Source organism: Plantibacter sp. M259 (genome assembly GCF_006065115.1).
GTDB classification, from domain to species: domain Bacteria; phylum Actinomycetota; class Actinomycetes; order Actinomycetales; family Microbacteriaceae; genus Plantibacter; species Plantibacter auratus.
The window spans coordinates 4065955-4084126 of sequence record NZ_CP040750.1 but is presented as its reverse complement, the minus strand read 5'-3'; the positions used below and the strand labels follow the sequence as shown (position 1 = coordinate 4084126).

Below are 18172 nucleotides of genomic sequence, written 5' to 3'. Positions count from 1 at the left end.
GAGGGCGGGAGACGTTGGGAACGCACCGCCAAAGGGAAATTATAGGCCATCGAGGGTCGAGCCGTGCTGGGAAGGTGTTCTGCCGAAGTGCCGCCAGGCGGCCGGGGTCGCCACGCGGCCCCGTGGCGTGCGCGTGATGAGGCCGATCCGGACGAGGAAGGGCTCGACGACGGACTCGATCGTCTCCGCTTCCTCGCCGACCGAGACCGCGAGTGTGCTGAGCCCGACCGGGCCTCCGGCGAAGCGGTCGAGCATGCCTTCCATGACCGATCGGTCGAGTCGGTCGAGACCGAGGGCGTCGACGTCGTAGAGCTCGAGCGCGGCCTGGACGGTCTCCAGGTCGGCGCGGCCACCGTGCACGAGCGCGTAGTCCCTGACCCGGCGGAGGAGTCGGTTGGCGATGCGTGGCGTACCCCGACAGCGTCCGGCGATCTCGGCGACGGCCCGACCGTCGATGTCGAGGCCGAGCATGTCGGCGGTGCGGTGCAGCACCTGCTGCAGTTCCGGCTCGTCGTAGAACTCGAGGTGGGCGGTGAACCCGAAGCGGTCGCGGAGCGGGTTCGGCAGCAGACCGGAGCGGGTGGTCGCTCCGACCAGGGTGAACGGTGCCAGCTCGAGCGGGATGCTCGTCGCGCCGGCACCCTTGCCCACCATGATGTCGATGCGGAAGTCCTCCATGGCGAGGTACAGCATCTCCTCGGCAGGGCGGGCCATGCGGTGGATCTCGTCGATGAAGAGGACCTCACCCGGGGTCAGCGACGACAGGACCGCGGCGAGGTCGCCGGCGTGCTGGATGGCCGGACCGCTCGTGAGTCGGAGCGGCTTGCCGGTCTCGTGTGCCACGATCATCGCGAGGGTCGTCTTGCCGAGTCCAGGAGGGCCGGCCAGCAGGATGTGGTCGGGCGTGCGGTTCTGCATCCCGGCGGCAGTGATCAGGAGCTGCAACTGACCGCGGGCCTTGGACTGACCGACGAACTCGGAGAGCGACCGCGGACGGAGCGCCCCTTCGAACGCCAGTTCCGCGTCGGACTCCGCAGCTGGATTGGTGAGGTCTTCCGGAGCGTCCGTCACGAGGTACGGCCTCCGGCGTGCGCCGGGCCGAGTCTGCCGAGGGCCAGTCGGATGAGCGACGGCACGGTCGAGAGGTCGTCCGCACTTGCGGAGGCGGAGGCCTCCACGACCGCCTGCGTCGCCGTCTTCTCGGGCCAACCGAGCCCGATGAGCGCCGTCACGACCTGATCGGCGATCGCGGCCGCGTTCACGGTCGTCGCAGGAGCTTCAGGCGTCGTCCTGGTGACGCGGAGCTTGCCGGCGAGCGAGACGGTGATGAGCTTCGCCGTCTTCGGCCCGATCCCGGAGACCTTTCGGAACGGGGCGTCGTCGTCCGCGGAGATGGCGGCGGCGATCTGCTCCGGCGTCAACGCCTCCAGGACGCCGAGTGCCGACTTCGGGCCGACCCCGGTGACGCTCACCAGGAGCTCGAACACGGACAGCTCCTCGGAGGATCGGAACCCGAACAGGGAGAGCGAGTCCTCCCGCACGATCAGTGTCGTCGAGAGGAGCGCTTCGGTGCCGACCCGGAGTGAGAGTGCATGAGCCGGCGTGACCTGGACGGCGAATCCGACGCCGCCCACCTCGATCACGACGAGGTTGCCGACCGCGCTCAGGACGGTGCCGCGGAGGGAGGAGATCATGCTTCCAGCCTAGGGCTCCGCGCTGCCCGGGCCCGGACGGCCGCCTCGCGCGGAGCGCCGCCGCGTTCCGCCGCCGCCCACGCACGCTGGGCCGGGGTGAGTGCTCCACTCCCCTGCGGCGTTGCGCCGACGGGTGTCGCCGCGGTCGACACGGCGGGTCGCCAGGCGTGGCAGATCGCGAGCGCGAGCGCATCGGCGGCGTCAGCGGGCTTCGGGAGTTCGTCGAGACCGAGGATCCGCGCGACCATGGTCTGCACCTGGAGCTTGTCCGCCCGGCCGTAGCCGGTCACCGCGGCCTTGACCTCGCTCGGGGTGTGCAGGCCGACGGGGATCCCGTTCGCGGCCGCAGCGTGCAGGGCGAGCCCACTGGCCTGAGCGGTGCCCATGACCGTCCGCACGTTGTGTTGCGCGAACACCCGCTCGACGGCCATCGCGGTCGGTGAGGTGCGCTCGATCGCCTCGGCGATGCCCTGCGCGATCATGAGGAGGCGCTGCTCGAGTGGGGCATGCGCGTCCGTCCGGATGACGCCGTACTCGACCATCGTCGCCTGCCGTCCGGGCAAGACGTCGACGACCCCCACCCCGCATCGGGTCAGGCCGGGATCGATACCGAGGACGCGCAGAGTCATGTTCCGACCCTAGGCGCGGCCGAAGCTCCGAACGCTCCGCCAGGGCGGAGTGTCGTACATCCGTTCGAACGAGCTTCGCTCGGCACGGGTGCCGGACTACTCGTCGTCGGCCTCCAGCTCGGCCTGCACCTCGGGGGTGAGGTCGAAGTTGCTGTAGATGTTCTGGACGTCGTCGTTGTCCTCGAGGGCGTCGATCAGCTTGAAGACCTTGCGCGCCGTGTCGGCGTCGATCTCGACCTTGAGGTTCGGGACGAAGGCGACGTCGGCGGAGTCGTAGTCGATGCCGGCCTCTTGCAGGGCGGTCCGGGTCGCGACCATGTCGCTCGGCTCGGTGACGACCTCGAAGGTCTCGCCCTCGGTGTTCACCTCTTCCGCGCCCGCATCGAGGACGGCGCCGAGGACGTCGTCCTCGGTGGTCCCCTCGGCCTGGACGACGATGAGGCCCTTGCGCTGGAAGTTGTAGGCGACGGAGCCCGGGTCGGCCATGGTGCCGCCGTTGCGGGACATCAGCGTCCGGACATCGGCTGCTGCGCGGTTCTTGTTGTCGGTGAGGCACTCGACGAGCAGGGCGACGCCGTTCGGACCGTAGCCCTCGTACATGATCGTGGTGTAGTCGACGACCTCACCGGTGAGGCCGGCACCGCGCTTGACGGCGCGGTCGATGTTGTCGTTCGGGACCGAGGTCTTCTTCGCCTTCTGGATGGCGTCCTGCAGCGTCGGGTTGCCCGCGAGGTCTGCGCCGCCCATCTTGGCCGCGACCTCGATGTTCTTGATGAGCTTGGCGAACGACTTCGCGCGACGGCCGTCGATGACCGCCTTCTTGTGCTTGGTCGTCGCCCACTTGGAGTGTCCGGACATGTGCTCCCTAACTGCGTGAAAAGAACCTAACCAGTCTAGGCCAGCGGCCCGGAACTCGCGATCACGCCGGGACGGGTGGCGGGAACAGGCAACGGTGCCTCAGCGGGATCGCTCGACCTTGTCGAGGAAGTAGGCGTGGAACCGGGTGTCGCCGGTGACCTCGGGGTGGAAGGACGTGCCGAGGAGGTTCCCCTGCTCGACGGCGACCATCCGACCGTCGGGCAGCGAGGCGAGAGGGGTCACCGACGGGCCGGCGGCTTCGACCACCGGCGCGCGGATGAACACGGCGTGCACGGGCGGGTCGCCGAGGACCGGGATCGACAACTCCGTCTCGAAGGAGTCGAGCTGCGACCCGAAGGCGTTGCGCCGGACCGAGACGTCGAGCCCGCCGAGACTCTGCTGGCCGGCGATCCCGTCGAGGATCCGGTCGGCCAGGAGGATGAGCCCGGCGCAGGTGCCGTACACGGGCAGCCCGTCGGCGATCGCTTCGCGCAACGGTCCGGCGAGGTCGAACGCGCGAGCGAGCTTGTCCATCACGCTCGACTCGCCGCCGGGCAGCACGAGTCCGTCGATGCCGGTCAGTTCCGTGGGACGCCTGATGAGGCTGACGTCCGCCCCGAGGCCGGCGAGGACAGCAGCATGCTCGCGGAAGTCCCCTTGCAGGGCGAGGACGCCGACGCGTGCGGACCCGGTCACGACGTCACCTGGTTCAGGGCGGACGCGGGCCTACCAGCCACGCTCGGCGAGGCGGTGCGGTGCCGGGAGGTCGGCGACGTTGATGCCGACCATCGCTTCACCGAGACCGCGGGACACCTCGGCGATGACCTGAGGATCGTCGAAGAAGGTCGTCGCCTTGACGACGGCCGCCGCCCGCTGAGCCGGGTTGCCGGACTTGAAGATGCCGGATCCGACGAACACGCCGTCGGCACCCAGCTGCATCATCATCGCGGCGTCCGCCGGCGTCGCCACACCCCCGGCGGTGAACAACACGACCGGGAGCTTGCCGGTCTCGGCGATCTCGACGACGAGGTCGTACGGGGCCTGGAGCTCTTTCGCCGCGACGTACAGCTCGTCCTTCGACATCGACGACAGGTGCGCGATCTCGGAGCGGATCTTGCGGATGTGTTTCGTCGCCTCGGACACGTCGCCGGTGCCGGCCTCACCCTTCGAGCGGATCATCGCGGCACCCTCATTGATACGCCGCAGCGCCTCTCCCAGGTTGGTGGCGCCGCACACGAACGGGACGTCGAAGCCCCACTTGTCGATGTGGTTCACGTAGTCGGCCGGGCTCAGGACCTCGGACTCGTCGATGTAGTCGACGTCGAGCGCCTGGAGGACCTGGGCCTCGACGAAGTGTCCGATGCGAGCCTTCGCCATGACGGGGATGGACACCTCGGCGATGATGGATTCGATGAGGTCAGGATCGCTCATCCGAGCCACGCCGCCCTGGGACCGGATGTCCGCCGGGACGCGCTCGAGGGCCATCACGGCGACGGCCCCGGCGTCCTCCGCGATCCGGGCCTGCTCGGCGGTGACGACGTCCATGATGACGCCGCCCTTGAGCATCTCCGCGAGTCCGCGCTTCACGCGGTTCGAGCCGTGCTGTCCAGTGGTCGTGCTGCTCTCGGTCATGGTGGCGAGCGTACCGCCGGGTGGCCTGATGGTGCTCCGTCCACAGGCCGGAAATTGGACTTGGGTGGGCCGGTCCGGATGGACCGGCCCACGACGGATCACGCCGAGGTCGGCCAGGCGTCCGCGATCGCCTGTCGGACATCGCCGAGCAGCTGCGGGAGCGCTTTGGTCTGGGCGATGATCGGGAAGAAGTTGGCGTCCGTCGCCCAGCGCGGGACGATGTGCTGGTGCAGGTGCGCCGCGATCCCGGCGCCGGCCACGGCCCCCTGGTTCATCCCGAGGTTGAAGCCGTCGTTCTTCGAGACGGACCGGACGACCCGCATCGCCGTCTGCGTCAGGGAGCCGATCTCGGCGACCTCCTCCGTCGTCGCGTCGTCGTACATCGCGACGTGGCGGTACGGGCAGACGAGCAGGTGCCCGGAGTTGTACGGGAAGAGGTTCAGCAGCACGAAGGCGTGCTCGCCCCGATGCACGATGAGCGCTGACTCGTCGTCGAGCGTCGGCGCGATGCAGAACGGACAACCGTCGTCGGACGGCTGGCCCTGCTTGATATAGACCATCCGGTGGGGCGTCCAGAGACGCTGGAACGCGTCCGGGACGCCCACCAGGTGGGAGGTGTCGATCGACTCGAACGACTCCGGTTCGGTGCCCGGGGTCATGCCGGCAGATCCGCTGCGGTGTTCACCTGCAGCTTCGCGGCGATGGCGGCGCGGATCCGGCGCACCGCGTCGGCGACGGGGACACCGTTCTCCTGGGTGCCGTCGCGGAATCGGAAGCTCACCGCGCCGTTGGCCTGGTCCTCCTCGCCGACGATCAGCTGCAGCGGGGTCTTCGACTTCGTGTGGTTGCGGATCTTCTTCTGCATCCGATCGTCGGAGGCGTCGAGTTCCGCGCGGACCCCGGACGAGCGCAGCTCGGCGACGACTCCGCCGAGGAACTCCTCGTACTGCTCGGAGACGGGGATGCCGACGACCTGCACGGGGGCGAGCCACACCGGGAAGGCACCCGCGTAGTGCTCGAGCAGGATCGCGAAGAAGCGCTCGATCGAGCCGAGGAGCGCGCGGTGGATCATCGCCGGGCGCTTGCGCGTGCCGTCAGCAGCCGTGTACTCCAGCTCGAACAACTCGGGCAGGTTGAAGTCGAGCTGCACGGTGGACAGCTGCCACGTCCGGCCGATCGCGTCGCGCGCCTGCACCGAGATCTTCGGACCGTAGAAGGCCGCGCCGGCGGGGTCGAGGACGAGCTCGAGACCGGACTCGACCGCCACCTGACGGAGGGTCTCGGTCGCTTCGTCCCAGACCTCGTCGGTGCCGACGTACTTGTCGGGGTCTTTCGTCGAGAGCTCCAGGTAGAAGTCGTTGAGACCGTAGCCGCGGAGGGTCTCGAGGACGAACTGCAGCTGACGGCCGACCTCGTCCTTGATCTGGTCGTCGGTCACGTAGATGTGGGCGTCGTCCTGTGTGAGTCCGCGGACACGGGTGAGTCCGGAGAGCGTGCCGCTCTTCTCGTACCGGTAGACCGTGCCGAACTCGGCGAGTCGCAACGGCAGTTCGCGGTAGCTGCGCCCTCGAGCCCGGTAGATCAGGTTGTGCATCGGGCAGTTCATGGGCTTCAGGTAGTAGTCCTGGCCCTGACGGGTCACGTGTCCGTCGGCGTCGACCTCCTGGTCGAGGTGCATCGCCGGGAACATGCCGTCCTTGTACCAGGCCAGGTGCTGGCTGACTTCGAACAGGTGCCCCTTCGTGATGTGCGGGGTGTTCACCAGCTCGTAGCCGGAAGCGAGCAGGCGCTCGCGCATGTAGTTCTCGATCTCGTTGCGGATGATGCCGCCCTTGGGGTGGAACACCGCGAGACCCGAGCCGATCTCCTCGGGGAAGCTGAAGAGGTCGAGCTCGGCACCGAGCTTGCGGTGGTCGCGCTTGGCCGCTTCCTCGATCCTCGTCTGATAGGCGCGCAGCTCGTCCTTGGTCGCCCAAGCGGTGCCGTAGATCCGCTGCAGCTGCGGGTTCTTCTCGCTCCCCCGCCAGTACGCCGCGGCGAGACGCGTCAAGGCCCAGCCGTTGCCGATCATGCGCGTGTTCGGCAGGTGTGGACCGCGGCAGAGGTCCTTCCAGACCGTCTCCCCCGTTTTCGGGTCGACGTTGTCGTAGATGGTCAGCTCCGCGCCGCCCACCTCGACGTTCTCGTCGTCGGCCGCCGATCCGCCCTTGAGGCCGATCAGCTCGAGCTTGTAGGGCTCCCCCGCGAGTTCCGCGCGAGCCTCGTCTTCGGTGACGACTCGTCGCACGAAGCGCTGGCCCTGGCGGATGATGCGGTCCATCGTCTTCTGCAGCACCTTGAGCGCCTCAGGCGTGAACGGTGCGGCGACGTCGAAGTCATAGTAGAAGCCGTCGGTGACCGGCGGACCGATGCCGAGGTTCGCGTGCGGGTCGACCTGCTGCACGGCCTGCGCGAGCACGTGGGCTGCGGAGTGCCGGAGGATGTTGAGGCCGTCGGGCGAGTCGAGGTGCACCGGCTCGACGGTGTCCGTCTCCGTCACCGTGGCGGCGAGGTCCTTCAGTTCGCCGTTGACGCGCATGGCGACCACGGATCGGTCGGTGAACAGTGCGAACCCGTCACTCACGGATGATCTCTCTTTCTCAGGTGAAACCTTGGCCGTGCAAGCCTATCGTCGTCCACGACGAGGAGACGCTGCCGTCGGTCGGCGGCCGTGGTTCGTGCTCGGCCACATCGCTAGAGTGAAGGCCTACGACGTGACGGGGGTGGCGCTGATGACGGCTGTGCAGAGGAGCGGCGCTGCGACGGCGCTGTTCGCCGCGCTGCCCGTGGTCGCACTCGTGCACATCATCGCCCTCGCCTCCGGTCAGGAATGGCTGTCGCTCCTCACCAAGCCGTTCATCATGCTGGTCCTCGCGCTGGCGCTCGTCTGGTCGGTCCGACGGCTGTCGGCCGCTGCGGTCACGGCGCTCGTCGCGATCCTGTGCAGCTGGCTGGGCGACGTCGCCCTCATGGTTCCTGGCGAACTCGCGTTCGGCGTGGGGATCCTGTTCTTCATGCTCGCGCAGGCCGGCTATGTCGTGCTCTTCGTGCGGCATCTGCGCACCAGGAACCGCCCTCCGGTCTGGGTGCTCGTGTACCTGGTGTGGCTCGTCGCCGGCATCGCGCTCCTCAGTCAGCAGGACATGGGGCGCTGTATCCGGCGGTCGTCCTCTATGCCGTCGTGATCGGGGCCATGGCCGCGTCATCGACGATGACGACGCCGACGATCGCCGTCGGCGGTGCGCTGTTCCTGGTCTCCGACTCGTTGATCGGGCTCGACCGCTTCGTGCCTGCAGTGACGATCTGGGCGGCCGACGAGATTATCATGGCGACGTACGCCGCTGGCCAAGGCCTCATCGTGTGGGGCGTCGCGGAGGTCCTGCGTCGCCGGGAGCGGGCGCCTCTCTCCGTCTGAGCGGACGTCAGGGGTGTGCGACGGGCGGTCTGCGCAATGGGTGGTCTGTGCAACGACGAAGGGCCCGAGCTGTTCGCTCGGGCCCTTCGTGTTCCTGTGGGCGATACTGGGATCGAACCAGTGACCTCTTCCGTGTCAGGGAAGCGCGCTACCGCTGCGCCAATCGCCCAGGTGAGTGGTGTTGCCAGCGAGGTGGCGACGGGATTCGAACCCGTGTGGACGGCTTTGCAGGCCGCTGCCTAGCCTCTCGGCCACGCCACCACGTGCGATGAAACACACTGTCGAGCGGAACGCTTGCACGTTCTCACTGACACTCGAGCGGATGACGAGATTCGAACTCGCGACCCTCACCTTGGCAAGGTGATGCGCTACCACTGCGCCACATCCGCATTGCATCCCGTTTCCGGGTGCTTGGAAACTCTAGCCGATGTTGAGGGCGCTCGTTGACACCTCGGCGCGGGCGAGTCGGGCCAATCCTTGATGTTCCGCGGAAAATCGGGCTGAAAATCCATCTTCCTCGGCGCGTCGGCCCGGGACGACGTCCAGAGCGGCGGCTTCCAGCGCCGAGCCACCCTTCGTCAGGCTCAAGGACCGGAGTGGTCCGGGTGCACTCCCCCGGTCGCTGGGTTGTTCCTGGTCACTGAGCTTGTCGAAGTGCCCACGAGGAACCCTTCGACAGGCTCAGAGACCGGAGATGGTCAGAACGGCGCGGGATCAGGTTCGGTCAGATACTGCTTCCCGTCGGGTGTCGTCCACTCGAGCACCCCGCCCGGTCCATGGGCGAGGTTCCATCCCGGAAGGTGCTTCATCCGGTGGTGATGTCGGCAGAGACAGGCGAGGTTCCCGACATCCGTGGTGCCGCCGTCTTCCCACGCGACCGAGTGGTCGAGGTCGCAGGCCCTGGCGCTCCTGCCGCAGCCCGGTGCGCGACAAGTGCCGTCCCGGAGACGCACCGCGCGCTGCAGGTCGGCCGGGACCCGGTACTGGTTGCGGCCGACGGAGAGGACCTCGCCGGTTTCCGGCTGGATGAGGATCCGGGTGAAGCTGGGGGCGTTCACAGCGATGCGTGCGGCGGTCTCCGGGTCGATCGGGCCGTAGCCATCCAGCGTGGCCGGGGCGTCGTTGACGCCGGCCATGCTGAGCGCCGGGACGGTGATCTGCACGGTGGGCTTGATGTGCTCCTGGACCTCGATGGGGTGCGGCAGGACCGGGCTCGACGCCACGTCTTCCGGGGTTACTCCGGTGAGGGCGAGTGCTGCGAGGGCGTCGGCCTGGAGCTGGGCGCAGGTGCGGGTGTCGCCTGCCTGGCGTGATTCCGCTGCTGCTGCTTCGACCCGCTCGATGATGCCCTGCGCGATGGGTGCCGTGGTGAAGAGGTGTACCCAGGCCATGCCGTCGGCTGCGGGCTCGAACTCCGCCCGACGGTCGGCCTCGGAGCGGGTTGCGCGCGCGGTGATGGACTCGGGGTGGAGGCGCTCCCGCAGGACGCGGGCGCGGCTCTTGAGCCCTGCGGCGGTTATGCGCTCCGCTTCTGGAAGGACCTGGTCGAGAAACACCGCCCGCCCAGCAGCAGGGACGTCGCAGAGTTGGTCGGTGATCACCTGCGCATGCCGCGCCGAGATCCGGCCGGCCTCCAGCGACGCCAGCACGGCCGGTGCGTCATTGACGAGACGTTCGGCGTCGTTCGTCGCAAGCTGGACCGTCCGCTCCGGCATCCGGGTCGCCATCGCGAGGGCCCCACACGTCGACCGGCGGGACAGCGCCCGACGCTCAGCCGGCGGAAAGCTTGCCGGGACCGTGACGTCCGCGAAGGCATCGGCATAGGCGGCGGAGCGGGCCAGCAGACGCGCTTTCCTTGCATCGAGGACGGCTTGCTGCCGGTGGATCTCAGTCCACTCGTCCGAGAACTCCGCGAGGCGCGCGGCGTACTCGTTGCCCGCGCGGGTCGCGGCGGCGGTGGTCTCGGCCATGGAACAAGTCCACCATGGACCACTGACATTCCAGATGACGAGTCGTGCCGGTCGGGGAACTTTCTCGTGTGCCCTTCGACAAGCTCAGGGACCGAAGAGGGTTGCTCAGGGGCAGGAAGGGTGCCCGCGGCTCTGCGACTGGCGGAGCTATGGCGTCCCCGCGGGCCAGTTGAAGCAGACCGGGAAAGACGCGCGCAAACGACGAAAGCCCCCGGGAGTCCGGGAGCCTTCTGTGGTGGGCGATACTGGGATCGAACCAGTGACCTCTTCCGTGTCAGGGAAGCGCGCTACCGCTGCGCCAATCGCCCGGGTGGCATGTGTGGACACGACGCCGGGATGTTGCTGGTGGAACTGTGTTGCTGAGGTGAGGTGGCGACGGGATTCGAACCCGTGTGGACGGCTTTGCAGGCCGCTGCCTAGCCTCTCGGCCACGCCACCATGTGTGACCGAACACACTGCCGAGTAGGGCTCCTGGCGGAACAACACCACTGACACTCGAGCGGATGACGAGATTCGAACTCGCGACCCTCACCTTGGCAAGGTGATGCGCTACCACTGCGCCACATCCGCATTGCCCGCATCACTGCGTGCTCGAACGACTCTAGCCGAAACCGGGACCGATGTTCAAACCGGCGCGCGTACGGTGTCGACAAGGGTGCGGATGTGCGTTCGTCCCCCGCCATCGGCTAGTATCGTGATTCGCGGCTGTTCGGCACCTCTCCGGTGTGGACGACCTGCGGGCGATTGGCGCAGTTGGTAGCGCGCTTCCTTCACACGGAAGAGGTCATCGGTTCGAGTCCGGTATCGCCCACATCACGTGTGCGTCACCCGAGGTGTTCCCTCTCCACGGTGGCGACTCACTCCGCGAGCTCAGGACGTTCCGGTCCGGCGGGACGAGTCTGCGGCATCGCTCGGGAAGAAGTGTCGTTCGACGGGTGCACCGTCGGCGTGGGACAGCGCTGCAGCGCGGATATCGCGGTCGCGGTCGGTCAGACGCTGCGTCTCCTGTCGTCGGAACTCGCCCCACGACGGCACCATGAACGTCTCCAACTGCACGTCGGCCTCCTCACCACTCCGGTACAGGGCCCATCTCGAGGCGCCGGTCCGGCGACGAGAGGACTCGACACGACCCATGGCTGTCTGGAACGCGGCGAGCGAGTCGGGATGGACCGTGTAGGAGATCTGCACGAGGACCGGCCCGTCGGTCGGCTGTGGCTCGAACACGAGCGTGGGTGTGGGCCAGGACATCGAGATGCTGCGGTCGACGGTTCCAGTTCCGGGGAGCAGGGGCAGCACCCGCACACTGGCCGCCACCAGCAGCAGCAGGACGGCCGAGGCGCTGTATGCGAGCGGCGTGCCGAGCCCCTGCGCTGCCACGCCCCAGCCGATGGATCCGATGGCCATCACCCCCATGAAGACGAGGATGTAGATCGAGGCTCCGCGGGACCGCACCCACTGCGGCAGGGTGAGCTGCAGCGCGGCGTTCAGCACCGTCAGCGTGCCGATCCAGGCCAACCCCGCGAACACGAGCAGCCCCAGCGTCGGCGCGAAGGGCAAGAACGCCGCTGCGAGCGACCCCGCGGCGAAGAGCACCGCACTCGCGGCGATCACGGCGTTGTCGGAGAACCGACGCCGAGCGAGCGGTAGGGCGAAGATGCCCAGCACGGCACCGACACCGAGGGCACCGAGCAGGAGACCATATCCGCTCGAGTCGAGGTGGAGGCGCTTCGCCGTGAGGGGCAGCAGTGCCCAGAGGGCGCTGGCCGGCAGGGCGAAGAGCGCGGAACGCAGCAGGATCCGGCGGACGAGGTGCGCGGAGACGACGTACCGGACCCCCGCTCGCAACGCGGCCCCGAACGGCTCACGGTCGTCGAGACCGGTCTGCGCCGGCCGCTTCCACCAGACGAGCGCGATCACGGCCCCGACGAAGCTCAGCGCGTTGATGCCGAACACGACGGAGGCGCCGAAGGCCGACAAAACGACGCCGGCCAGCGCGGGACCGACCGCACGGGCTCCGTTCACGGTCACACCGCCGAGAGCCGACGACGCCGCGATCAGGTTGCGCGGCACGAGCTCCGGCTGAATCGCCTGCCAGGCGGGCGAGGTCAGGGTGGAGGTGATGCCGAGCAGGAAGGTGAACGCCAGGATCGTCCACGGCGTCAGCGCGCCGATCGCCGCCACGATGGTGAGCGAGGCGGCGAGGACCGCGCTCACCGACGATCCCCAGATGAGCAGCCGTCGCCGGTCGAGCGAGTCGGCGAGAACGCCTGCCGGGAGGGCGACCAGGATGGCGGGCGCGAGGCTCGCGGTCTGCACGAGGGCGATGACCGCAGCCCCGGCGGCGGCCTCGACCAGGACCCACTGGGCTCCCACGGTCTGCATCCAGGTGCCGATGTTGCTCCCCAGCTGGGCGAACCACAGCACCCTGAAGGCGGTGATCGCCATGGGCGCCCAAGCTGACGGTTGCGACGAGCGAATTGCGGTGGGTGACGACATGGTCGAACGATAGGACGCCGCCGCGGCTCCGGCCTCGTCGGTTTGTCGCAATCATCGAGCTGTGCATCACCGTCGAGCGGTCGACCGCCGGCGTCGCTCCATGGAGGATGATCGTCGAATCGTCAAGGTCTGCGACCGCCGAATCGTGCTGGCTACCGTGGATCCATGGCCATCACGGAACTGATCCTCGTCCGCCACGGTGAGAGCGCCGGGAACGTCGCCGCACTCGAAGCCGATCGCGCGGGATCCCACCGCATCGCCGTTCCGAGCCGAGACGCAGACGTCCCACTCTCGGAACTCGGACTCGAGCAGGCGACTGCAGTGGGGAGACGCCTCGCGACCCTCACACCCGCCGATCGGCCGGACATCGTGTTCAGCTCTCCCTACCGACGAGCGCATGAGACGGCCGTGGTCGCCCTCCGGGCCGCAGCGTTCGACGCCGATGAGCTTCGCCCGGTCGTCGACGAACGACTGCGTGATCGCGAACTCGGGATCCTCGACACCTTCACCTCGATGGGTGTCGATGCGGAGTTCCCTGAGGAGGCCGCTCGACGACGGTTCCTCGGCAAGTTCTACTACCGACCACCGGGAGGCGAGTCGTGGACGGACGTGGCGCTCCGCCTCCGGTCGTTCATCGGCGACCTGGATCGACACACCGACCGCACGCGGGCCCTGGTGGTCTGTCACGACGCCGTCATCTCGCTCTTCCGGTACATCTGCGAGGGGTGGGACGAGCGTCGCGTCCTGGAGGAGGCCGCTCTCCGTCCGACGCCGAACGCCTCCTTCACCCACCTCGTCCACGACGGACGGGCGTGGAAGGCGCGGGCGGCGAATGCGACCGCACACCTCCAGCAGGCGCAGGTCCCGGTCACCGAGCACTCGGGGGCGACCGATGTCCGAAGCTGACCCCACCACCCTGACGCCCGAGGTCCTCGCCGACTGGCCGCTCCCCGATCCCGGATCGTCGAAGGACGATCGTGGGTCGGTGCTCGTCGTCGGCGGCGCGCGGATGACGCCCGGGGCGGTCGCCTTGGCGGGCCTGGCCGTTCTCAGGGTCGGCGCGGGTCGGATCACGCTCGCGGTCGGTGCGTCAGCATCGTCCGCACTCGCGATCGCCTTCCCGGAGGCCGGCGTTATCGGGCTGGCCGAGACCAGCGGCGGAGCCGTCCGGGGTGACGGGGTCGGCCGACTCGAAGACGTCCTGGACGTCGACTGTCTGCTGCTCGGTCCCGGCCTCGACGACGCGGACGAAGCCGCGGCACTCCTCCACGGCGTGCGCCCGCTCCTGGGCGCCGACACCGTCGTGGTCCTCGACGCCTTCGCGCTCGGAGCCCTGGCACACGCTCCCGACTTCTCGACGGGGCTGGAGGGTCGCCTCGTGTTCACCCCGAACGTGGCCGAGGCAGCGATCCTCCTCGACGTGGACGAGGCCGACCCTGACACGGCGGCGCTCGAGCTGGCGCGTCGCTACGGAGCCGTCGTCACCTGTCAGGGCAGGGTCTCCGACGGCGAGCGGGATTTCATCGCGCCCGGCGGGAGTCCGGCTCTCGGGACGGCGGGGAGCGGCGACGTCCTGGCCGGTGCGATCGCCGGGCTCGCGGCGCGCGGACTCTCCCCGCTCGCCGCGAGCTGCTGGGGCACCGTGCTGCACGCCGCCTCCGGCGATCGGCTCGCCGACCGGATCGGCCCACTCGGAGCCCTCGCCCGCGAGTTCGCGGACGAGTTCCCGACGCTCCTCCGAGAGCTCGAGCGACCCGTCACGGGGCGGTCTTAGCCGACAGCGGGCCAGCGCCATCCGGCGATCTCGGGTGCATCCTCGCCGAACTCCCTGGTGTGCGCCTGCGCTCGGAGTCGTGCATCCTGCATCTCCTGACGGAGACCCGCATAGCGCTCGCCGAGCCCCGGCGTCCGGTCGATCGCGTCGCACACGAGCGAGAACCGGTCGATCTCGTTGAGCATCACCATGTCGAACGGAGTCGTGGTCGTCCCGTTCTCGAGGTACCCGTGGACGTGCAGCTGATCGTGCCCGCGGCGCTTGTACGTCAGCCGGTGGATGAGCCACGGGTACCCGTGGTAGGCGAAGACGACTGGACGGTCCGTCGTGAACACGCTGTCGTACTCGGCGTCGGAGAGGCCGTGCGGATGACGATCCTCGCTCATGAGTCGCATGAGGTCGACGACGTTGACGACCCGGACGGACAGCTCCGGGATGCGCTCGCGCAGGATGCTCACGGCGGCCAGTGTCTCGAGCGTTGGGACGTCCCCCGCACAGGCCATGACGAGGTCGGGACGCTCCCCCGCACGCTCTGAACCGGCGAAGGGAAGGATGCCGAGCCCTCGGGTGCAGTGCGCGCGAGCGTCGTCGATCCCGAGCCACACGGGTTCCTGATCCTTCCCGGCGACGATGACGTTGATCTCGTCCGTGCTCTGCAGGCAGTGCTCCGCGACGGCCAGGAGGGTGTTGGCATCGAACGGCAGATACACCCGGATGACGCCGGGCTTCTTGTTCACGACGTGGTCGATGAATCCGGGATCCTGGTGGCTGAAGCCGTTGTGGTCCTGTCGCCAGACGTGGCTCGTGAGCAGGTAGTTGAGACTCGCCACCGGGCGACGCCACGGCAACTCACGTGAACCGTTCAGCCACTTGGCGTGCTGGTTGAACATGGAGTCCACGATGTGGATGAATGCCTCGTAGCACGTGAACAGGCCGTGCCGACCCGTGAGCAGGTACCCCTCCAACCAGCCCTGGCACTGGTGCTCGCTGAGCATCTCCATGACCCGGCCGGCGCGGGCGAGATGCTCATCGTCCGGGACGGTCTCGGCGTTCCACTGTCGTTCGGTCACCTCGAAGACCGCCTGAAGTCGGTTACTGGCGAGTTCGTCGGGAGCGAAGATCCGGAATGTCGTCGGGTTACGCCGGATCACCTCCGTGAGCCACGAACCCAGGACACTCGTCGCCCCGGCGTCGCGACCACCGGGGGCGTCCACGACGACGGCGGCGTCGTCGATCGCAGGGAGGTCGAGTTCCGTGCGCAGCAGACCTCCGTTGGCGTGCGGAGTCGCGCTCATCCGGGCCTCCCCGAGCGGAGCGAGTTCCCGCACGAGCGGAACCACCGCGCCGTGATCGTCGAAGAGCTCCTCAGGCCGGTAGCTCCGCATCCAGGACTCCAGGATCCGCGTGTGCTCCTCGGTGTCCCGAGCGTCGGCGAGCGGGACCTGATGCGCGTGGAACGTCCCCTCGACCCGGACGCCGTCGATCACCTCCGGGCAGGTCCAGCCCTTCGGTGTGCGCAGCACGATCATGGGCCACACCGGCCGTCCGGTGTCTCCGGTGGCGGCCCGTGACTTGATAAACGCGATGCGGTCGAGCACGACGTCGAGGACCTCGGCGAACCTGCGGTGGACCTCCATCGGATCCTCGCCGTCGAACCCGCCCTCGACGAAGAACGGTTCGTGTCCGTATCCGCGCAGGAGACTCTCGAGTTCGGAGCGAGGGATGCGAGCCAGGACCGTCGGGTTCGCGATCTTGTAGCCGTTCAGGTGCAGGATGGGCAGGACGACGCCGTCCTGGACCGGGTCGATGAACTTGTTGGAGTGCCAGCTGGTCGCGAGAGGTCCGGTCTCCGCTTCACCGTCGCCGACGACCGCCGCCACGAGGAGATCTGGATTGTCGAAGGCTGCGCCGTACGCGTGGCTCAGGACGTACCCCAGCTCGCCACCCTCATGGATGCTGCCTGGCGTCTCGGGCGCCGCGTGACTCGGTACCCCGCCGGGGAAGCTGAACTGACGGAAGAACCGGGTCAACCCTGCTTCGGTCTCGGCGACGTCAGGGTAGATCTCGCTGTAGGTGCCGTCCAGGTAGGCGCTCGCCAGGATCGCCGGCCCGCCGTGCCCGGGCCCTGCGATGAACATCGCCGACTGGTGGCGCTCCGCGATCACGCGGTTGAGATGCGCGTAGGTCAGATTCAACCCCGGAGCGGTCCCCCAATGGCCGAGGAGCCGGCGCTTCACATGAGCGGCTTCGAGCGGGCGGCGGAGGAGCGGGTTGTCGAGCAGGTAGATCTGCCCGACGGACAGGTAGTTCGCGGCGCGCCACCAGGCATCGACCTGTTCGATGCTCCGTTCGGACACCGGCTCGCTCGTGCCGCGAGGCCGCCAGCTGTCCGTCGTCGACCCGTCCCGTGCGTTGTGCGTCATCGTCCCAAGATCCCAGGTCGAGCGACCGGAGGCCAGGGTGGTGCGTCGCTCCTGCGAGCGTGCTAGAGCGTCGGCGGGCGGTGCCGACCGGTGCCGGCTATCAGGCCCCACCAGTCGAGATAGGCGCGCGCGATGTCCGGCAGCGCCGGGCGGAGGTCACAACCGGCGGGCAAACGCGTCCGAGAGGGGTCCAGCCAGGCCGCCGCCAACTCGGAGTGCAGCGTCGACGGGTCGTACCGGACCATCGTCTCCGGGCGCAGCTGATCCATCTCCACTGCATAGCGCGAGTCGACGACGAGCGGCCGGCGGCCTGCCTCGACCCAGTCGAGCATGGAGCGTGACGCGGAGACATGGCCGTGTGCGGCCAGGGGGATGCCGGGGCGCGAGATCTGCGCGGTGAACGCCGCATCGTCGAGATATCCGGTGACTTCGAACGAGACGCCGACGGTGCGGGCTTCCGCCTCGAGGGCGAGCACGTCCGCTTCATGCCCGGCCGAGGGGCCGCCGATGGCTCGGACGACGACGTCGGCGACCTGGTGACCGGTGGCACGGAGATCCTCCGCCGCACGCGAAGCCGCCTGGATCGCCGACGAATGACCCTTACCTGGGTAGATGAATCCGGCGATGAGGACGGTGAGTGGGCGGGCCGTTCCCGTCAGCGATGCATCGTCGGCCGTCACCGCCGCCGTCCCGATCCGGGAGCCGAGCGGAATGGCGTGCGGAACGGTCGCGGCACTGGCACCGAGGAACTCTTCAGCGAGCGCCTGCTCGTGCCGGCTGTTGACGGCCGTCGCGTGGGCGGCTGCGATGAACCGTGCGTAGGCGGCGATGCGGCGGTCCAGCATCCTGCCGTCCGAGGTCTGCGGGATGTCGTGGAGGGTGACGGTCAACTCGGTGGCGTCTGCGAGGCGCTCGACGGCGTCCGCCGCCTCCTCGGGCGACCGGCCGAAGAGGCGGTCGGTGACGTGGACGTGTGCACGGTCCACGCCGTCGAGCAGGTGCACGGCGTCGGACGGGGTCGGGGCGTACACCCGTTCCGTGCGAGGGTCCGTGGCGACCACGGCGTCGGCGACGTCGATCGCGTACTGGACGACGCCGTGGTGCTGTGGGCCGACCATGAGGAGACGGGGTGGGGCTGCGATCACCTGCGTCATGGTGGTGCAGTGGAGGGCCCGCGTCAAGGGTCGCGGGCACTCTCGTCATCGGACCTATGTTCGGAGGACGGCGCCCGTATCGCGCCGA

At 68.6% G+C, this 18172-nt stretch carries 16 protein-coding genes and 7 tRNA genes; 5 read left to right on the top strand and 18 right to left on the bottom strand.

Annotated elements, in window-relative coordinates; translation table 11 throughout:
* Window positions 1-39 precede the first annotated feature (39 nt).
* The 8 genes from ruvB to thrS form a co-directional block, all read right to left on the bottom strand.
* Window positions 40-1071: a Holliday junction branch migration DNA helicase RuvB gene (gene ruvB / locus FGL15_RS19100; RefSeq protein ID WP_079705916.1), complete on the bottom strand. Its 1032-nt coding sequence runs from the start codon at window positions 1069-1071 to the stop codon at window positions 40-42.
* Window positions 1068-1694 carry a Holliday junction branch migration protein RuvA gene (gene ruvA, locus FGL15_RS19095; protein WP_138947065.1) on the bottom strand — a complete coding sequence of 209 codons (627 nt, stop codon included), beginning with the start codon at window positions 1692-1694 and terminating at the stop codon, window positions 1068-1070. Before ruvA ends, ruvB begins: the two co-directional genes overlap by 4 nt.
* Window positions 1691-2323, bottom strand: a complete 633-nt coding sequence (gene ruvC / locus FGL15_RS19090) for a crossover junction endodeoxyribonuclease RuvC (RefSeq protein WP_138947064.1) — start codon at window positions 2321-2323, stop codon at window positions 1691-1693. Before ruvC ends, ruvA begins: the two co-directional genes overlap by 4 nt.
* Window positions 2324-2419: 96 nt before the next feature.
* Window positions 2420-3181 (bottom strand): YebC/PmpR family DNA-binding transcriptional regulator, encoded by a 762-nt coding sequence (locus FGL15_RS19085; protein WP_079705914.1) that lies wholly within the window; start codon window positions 3179-3181, stop codon window positions 2420-2422.
* 99 nt (window positions 3182-3280) lie between these two features.
* On the bottom strand, window positions 3281-3877 hold the full coding sequence (gene pdxT / locus FGL15_RS19080) for a pyridoxal 5'-phosphate synthase glutaminase subunit PdxT (protein ID WP_138947063.1): 597 nt from the start codon (window positions 3875-3877) through the stop codon (window positions 3281-3283).
* A gap of 30 nt (window positions 3878-3907) precedes the next feature.
* The gene (gene pdxS, locus FGL15_RS19075) at window positions 3908-4813 is read right to left on the bottom strand and encodes a pyridoxal 5'-phosphate synthase lyase subunit PdxS (RefSeq protein WP_138947062.1); all 906 of its coding nucleotides are present in this window, start codon (window positions 4811-4813) and stop codon (window positions 3908-3910) included.
* A 98-nt stretch (window positions 4814-4911) separates the two neighbouring features.
* Complete coding sequence (locus FGL15_RS19070; RefSeq protein WP_138947061.1) at window positions 4912-5472, bottom strand: HIT domain-containing protein; 561 nt, start codon at window positions 5470-5472, stop codon at window positions 4912-4914.
* Window positions 5469-7391, bottom strand: coding sequence for a threonine--tRNA ligase (thrS, locus tag FGL15_RS19065; protein ID WP_240774001.1), 1923 nt, complete (start codon window positions 7389-7391; stop codon window positions 5469-5471). Before thrS ends, FGL15_RS19070 begins: the two co-directional genes overlap by 4 nt.
* 193 nt (window positions 7392-7584) lie before the next feature.
* Between thrS and FGL15_RS21330 the strand changes: the two genes are divergently transcribed.
* Together FGL15_RS21330 and FGL15_RS21325 are read left to right on the top strand one after the other, a co-directional pair.
* Window positions 7585-8037 carry a lysoplasmalogenase family protein gene (locus tag FGL15_RS21330; RefSeq protein ID WP_168223445.1) on the top strand — a complete coding sequence of 151 codons (453 nt, stop codon included), beginning with the start codon at window positions 7585-7587 and terminating at the stop codon, window positions 8035-8037.
* A gap of 8 nt (window positions 8038-8045) precedes the next feature.
* A complete protein-coding gene (locus tag FGL15_RS21325; protein ID WP_255467580.1) occupies window positions 8046-8267 on the top strand; it encodes a lysoplasmalogenase family protein in 222 nt (73 codons plus the stop codon).
* 97 nt (window positions 8268-8364) lie between these two features.
* Here the strand turns inward: FGL15_RS21325 and FGL15_RS19050 are convergent.
* The 7 genes from FGL15_RS19050 to FGL15_RS19020 all read right to left on the bottom strand — a co-directional run bounded on the left by FGL15_RS19050 (window position 8365) and on the right by FGL15_RS19020 (window position 10807).
* Window positions 8365-8436 (bottom strand) — tRNA-Val (locus FGL15_RS19050).
* Window positions 8437-8457: 21 nt separating this feature from the next.
* Window positions 8458-8528: transfer RNA gene (locus FGL15_RS19045), tRNA-Cys, on the bottom strand.
* A gap of 56 nt (window positions 8529-8584) precedes the next feature.
* Window positions 8585-8656, bottom strand: a tRNA-Gly gene (locus tag FGL15_RS19040).
* Between the two features lie 309 nt (window positions 8657-8965).
* Window positions 8966-10237, bottom strand: coding sequence for an HNH endonuclease signature motif containing protein (locus FGL15_RS19035; protein WP_138947057.1), 1272 nt, complete (start codon window positions 10235-10237; stop codon window positions 8966-8968).
* 233 nt (window positions 10238-10470) lie between these two features.
* Window positions 10471-10545, bottom strand: a tRNA-Val gene (locus FGL15_RS19030).
* A 59-nt stretch (window positions 10546-10604) separates the two neighbouring features.
* A tRNA-Cys gene (locus tag FGL15_RS19025) sits at window positions 10605-10675 on the bottom strand.
* A 60-nt stretch (window positions 10676-10735) separates the two neighbouring features.
* Window positions 10736-10807 (bottom strand) — tRNA-Gly (locus tag FGL15_RS19020).
* A gap of 168 nt (window positions 10808-10975) precedes the next feature.
* Between FGL15_RS19020 and FGL15_RS19015 the strand changes: the two genes are divergently transcribed.
* Window positions 10976-11048 (top strand) — tRNA-Val (locus FGL15_RS19015).
* 59 nt (window positions 11049-11107) lie between these two features.
* Here the strand turns inward: FGL15_RS19015 and FGL15_RS19010 are convergent.
* Complete coding sequence (locus FGL15_RS19010; protein ID WP_138947056.1) at window positions 11108-12733, bottom strand: MFS transporter; 1626 nt, start codon at window positions 12731-12733, stop codon at window positions 11108-11110.
* A gap of 165 nt (window positions 12734-12898) precedes the next feature.
* Between FGL15_RS19010 and FGL15_RS19005 the strand changes: the two genes are divergently transcribed.
* Together FGL15_RS19005 and FGL15_RS19000 are read left to right on the top strand one after the other, a co-directional pair.
* Entirely contained in the window at window positions 12899-13639 is a 741-nt protein-coding gene (locus FGL15_RS19005; protein ID WP_138947055.1) for a histidine phosphatase family protein, read from the top strand.
* A complete protein-coding gene (locus tag FGL15_RS19000; RefSeq protein ID WP_138947054.1) occupies window positions 13626-14507 on the top strand; it encodes an ADP/ATP-dependent (S)-NAD(P)H-hydrate dehydratase in 882 nt (293 codons plus the stop codon). The genes FGL15_RS19005 and FGL15_RS19000 overlap by 14 nt, the downstream gene beginning before the upstream one ends.
* On the opposite strand, the gene FGL15_RS18995 is transcribed toward FGL15_RS19000, so the two are convergent.
* The gene (locus FGL15_RS18995) at window positions 14504-16930 is read right to left on the bottom strand and encodes a phosphoketolase (RefSeq protein ID WP_138947053.1); all 2427 of its coding nucleotides are present in this window, start codon (window positions 16928-16930) and stop codon (window positions 14504-14506) included. The two genes, FGL15_RS19000 and FGL15_RS18995, sit on opposite strands and share 4 nt — an antisense overlap.
* 62 nt (window positions 16931-16992) lie before the next feature.
* Window positions 16993-18084 (bottom strand): hypothetical protein, encoded by a 1092-nt coding sequence (locus tag FGL15_RS18990; RefSeq protein WP_240773643.1) that lies wholly within the window; start codon window positions 18082-18084, stop codon window positions 16993-16995.
* Window positions 18085-18172 lie beyond the last annotated feature (88 nt).

Coding starts and splice junctions, on each gene's coding strand:
- ruvA (WP_138947065.1), bottom strand. CDS start 1,694: ATGATCTCCTCCCTCCGCGGCACCGTCCTGAGCGCGGTCGGCAACCTC.
- ruvC (WP_138947064.1), bottom strand. CDS start 2,323: ATGACTCTGCGCGTCCTCGGTATCGATCCCGGCCTGACCCGATGCGGG.
- FGL15_RS19085 (WP_079705914.1), bottom strand. CDS start 3,181: ATGTCCGGACACTCCAAGTGGGCGACGACCAAGCACAAGAAGGCGGTC.
- pdxS (WP_138947062.1), bottom strand. CDS start 4,813: ATGACCGAGAGCAGCACGACCACTGGACAGCACGGCTCGAACCGCGTG.
- FGL15_RS19070 (WP_138947061.1), bottom strand. CDS start 5,472: ATGACCCCGGGCACCGAACCGGAGTCGTTCGAGTCGATCGACACCTCC.
- thrS (WP_240774001.1), bottom strand. CDS start 7,391: ATGCGCGTCAACGGCGAACTGAAGGACCTCGCCGCCACGGTGACGGAG.
- FGL15_RS21330 (WP_168223445.1), top strand. CDS start 7,585: ATGACGGCTGTGCAGAGGAGCGGCGCTGCGACGGCGCTGTTCGCCGCG.
- FGL15_RS21325 (WP_255467580.1), top strand. CDS start 8,046: ATGGCCGCGTCATCGACGATGACGACGCCGACGATCGCCGTCGGCGGT.
- FGL15_RS19035 (WP_138947057.1), bottom strand. CDS start 10,237: ATGGCCGAGACCACCGCCGCCGCGACCCGCGCGGGCAACGAGTACGCC.
- FGL15_RS19010 (WP_138947056.1), bottom strand. CDS start 12,733: ATGTCGTCACCCACCGCAATTCGCTCGTCGCAACCGTCAGCTTGGGCG.
- FGL15_RS19005 (WP_138947055.1), top strand. CDS start 12,899: ATGGCCATCACGGAACTGATCCTCGTCCGCCACGGTGAGAGCGCCGGG.
- FGL15_RS19000 (WP_138947054.1), top strand. CDS start 13,626: ATGTCCGAAGCTGACCCCACCACCCTGACGCCCGAGGTCCTCGCCGAC.
- FGL15_RS18995 (WP_138947053.1), bottom strand. CDS start 16,930: ATGACGCACAACGCACGGGACGGGTCGACGACGGACAGCTGGCGGCCT.
- FGL15_RS18990 (WP_240773643.1), bottom strand. CDS start 18,084: ATGACGCAGGTGATCGCAGCCCCACCCCGTCTCCTCATGGTCGGCCCA.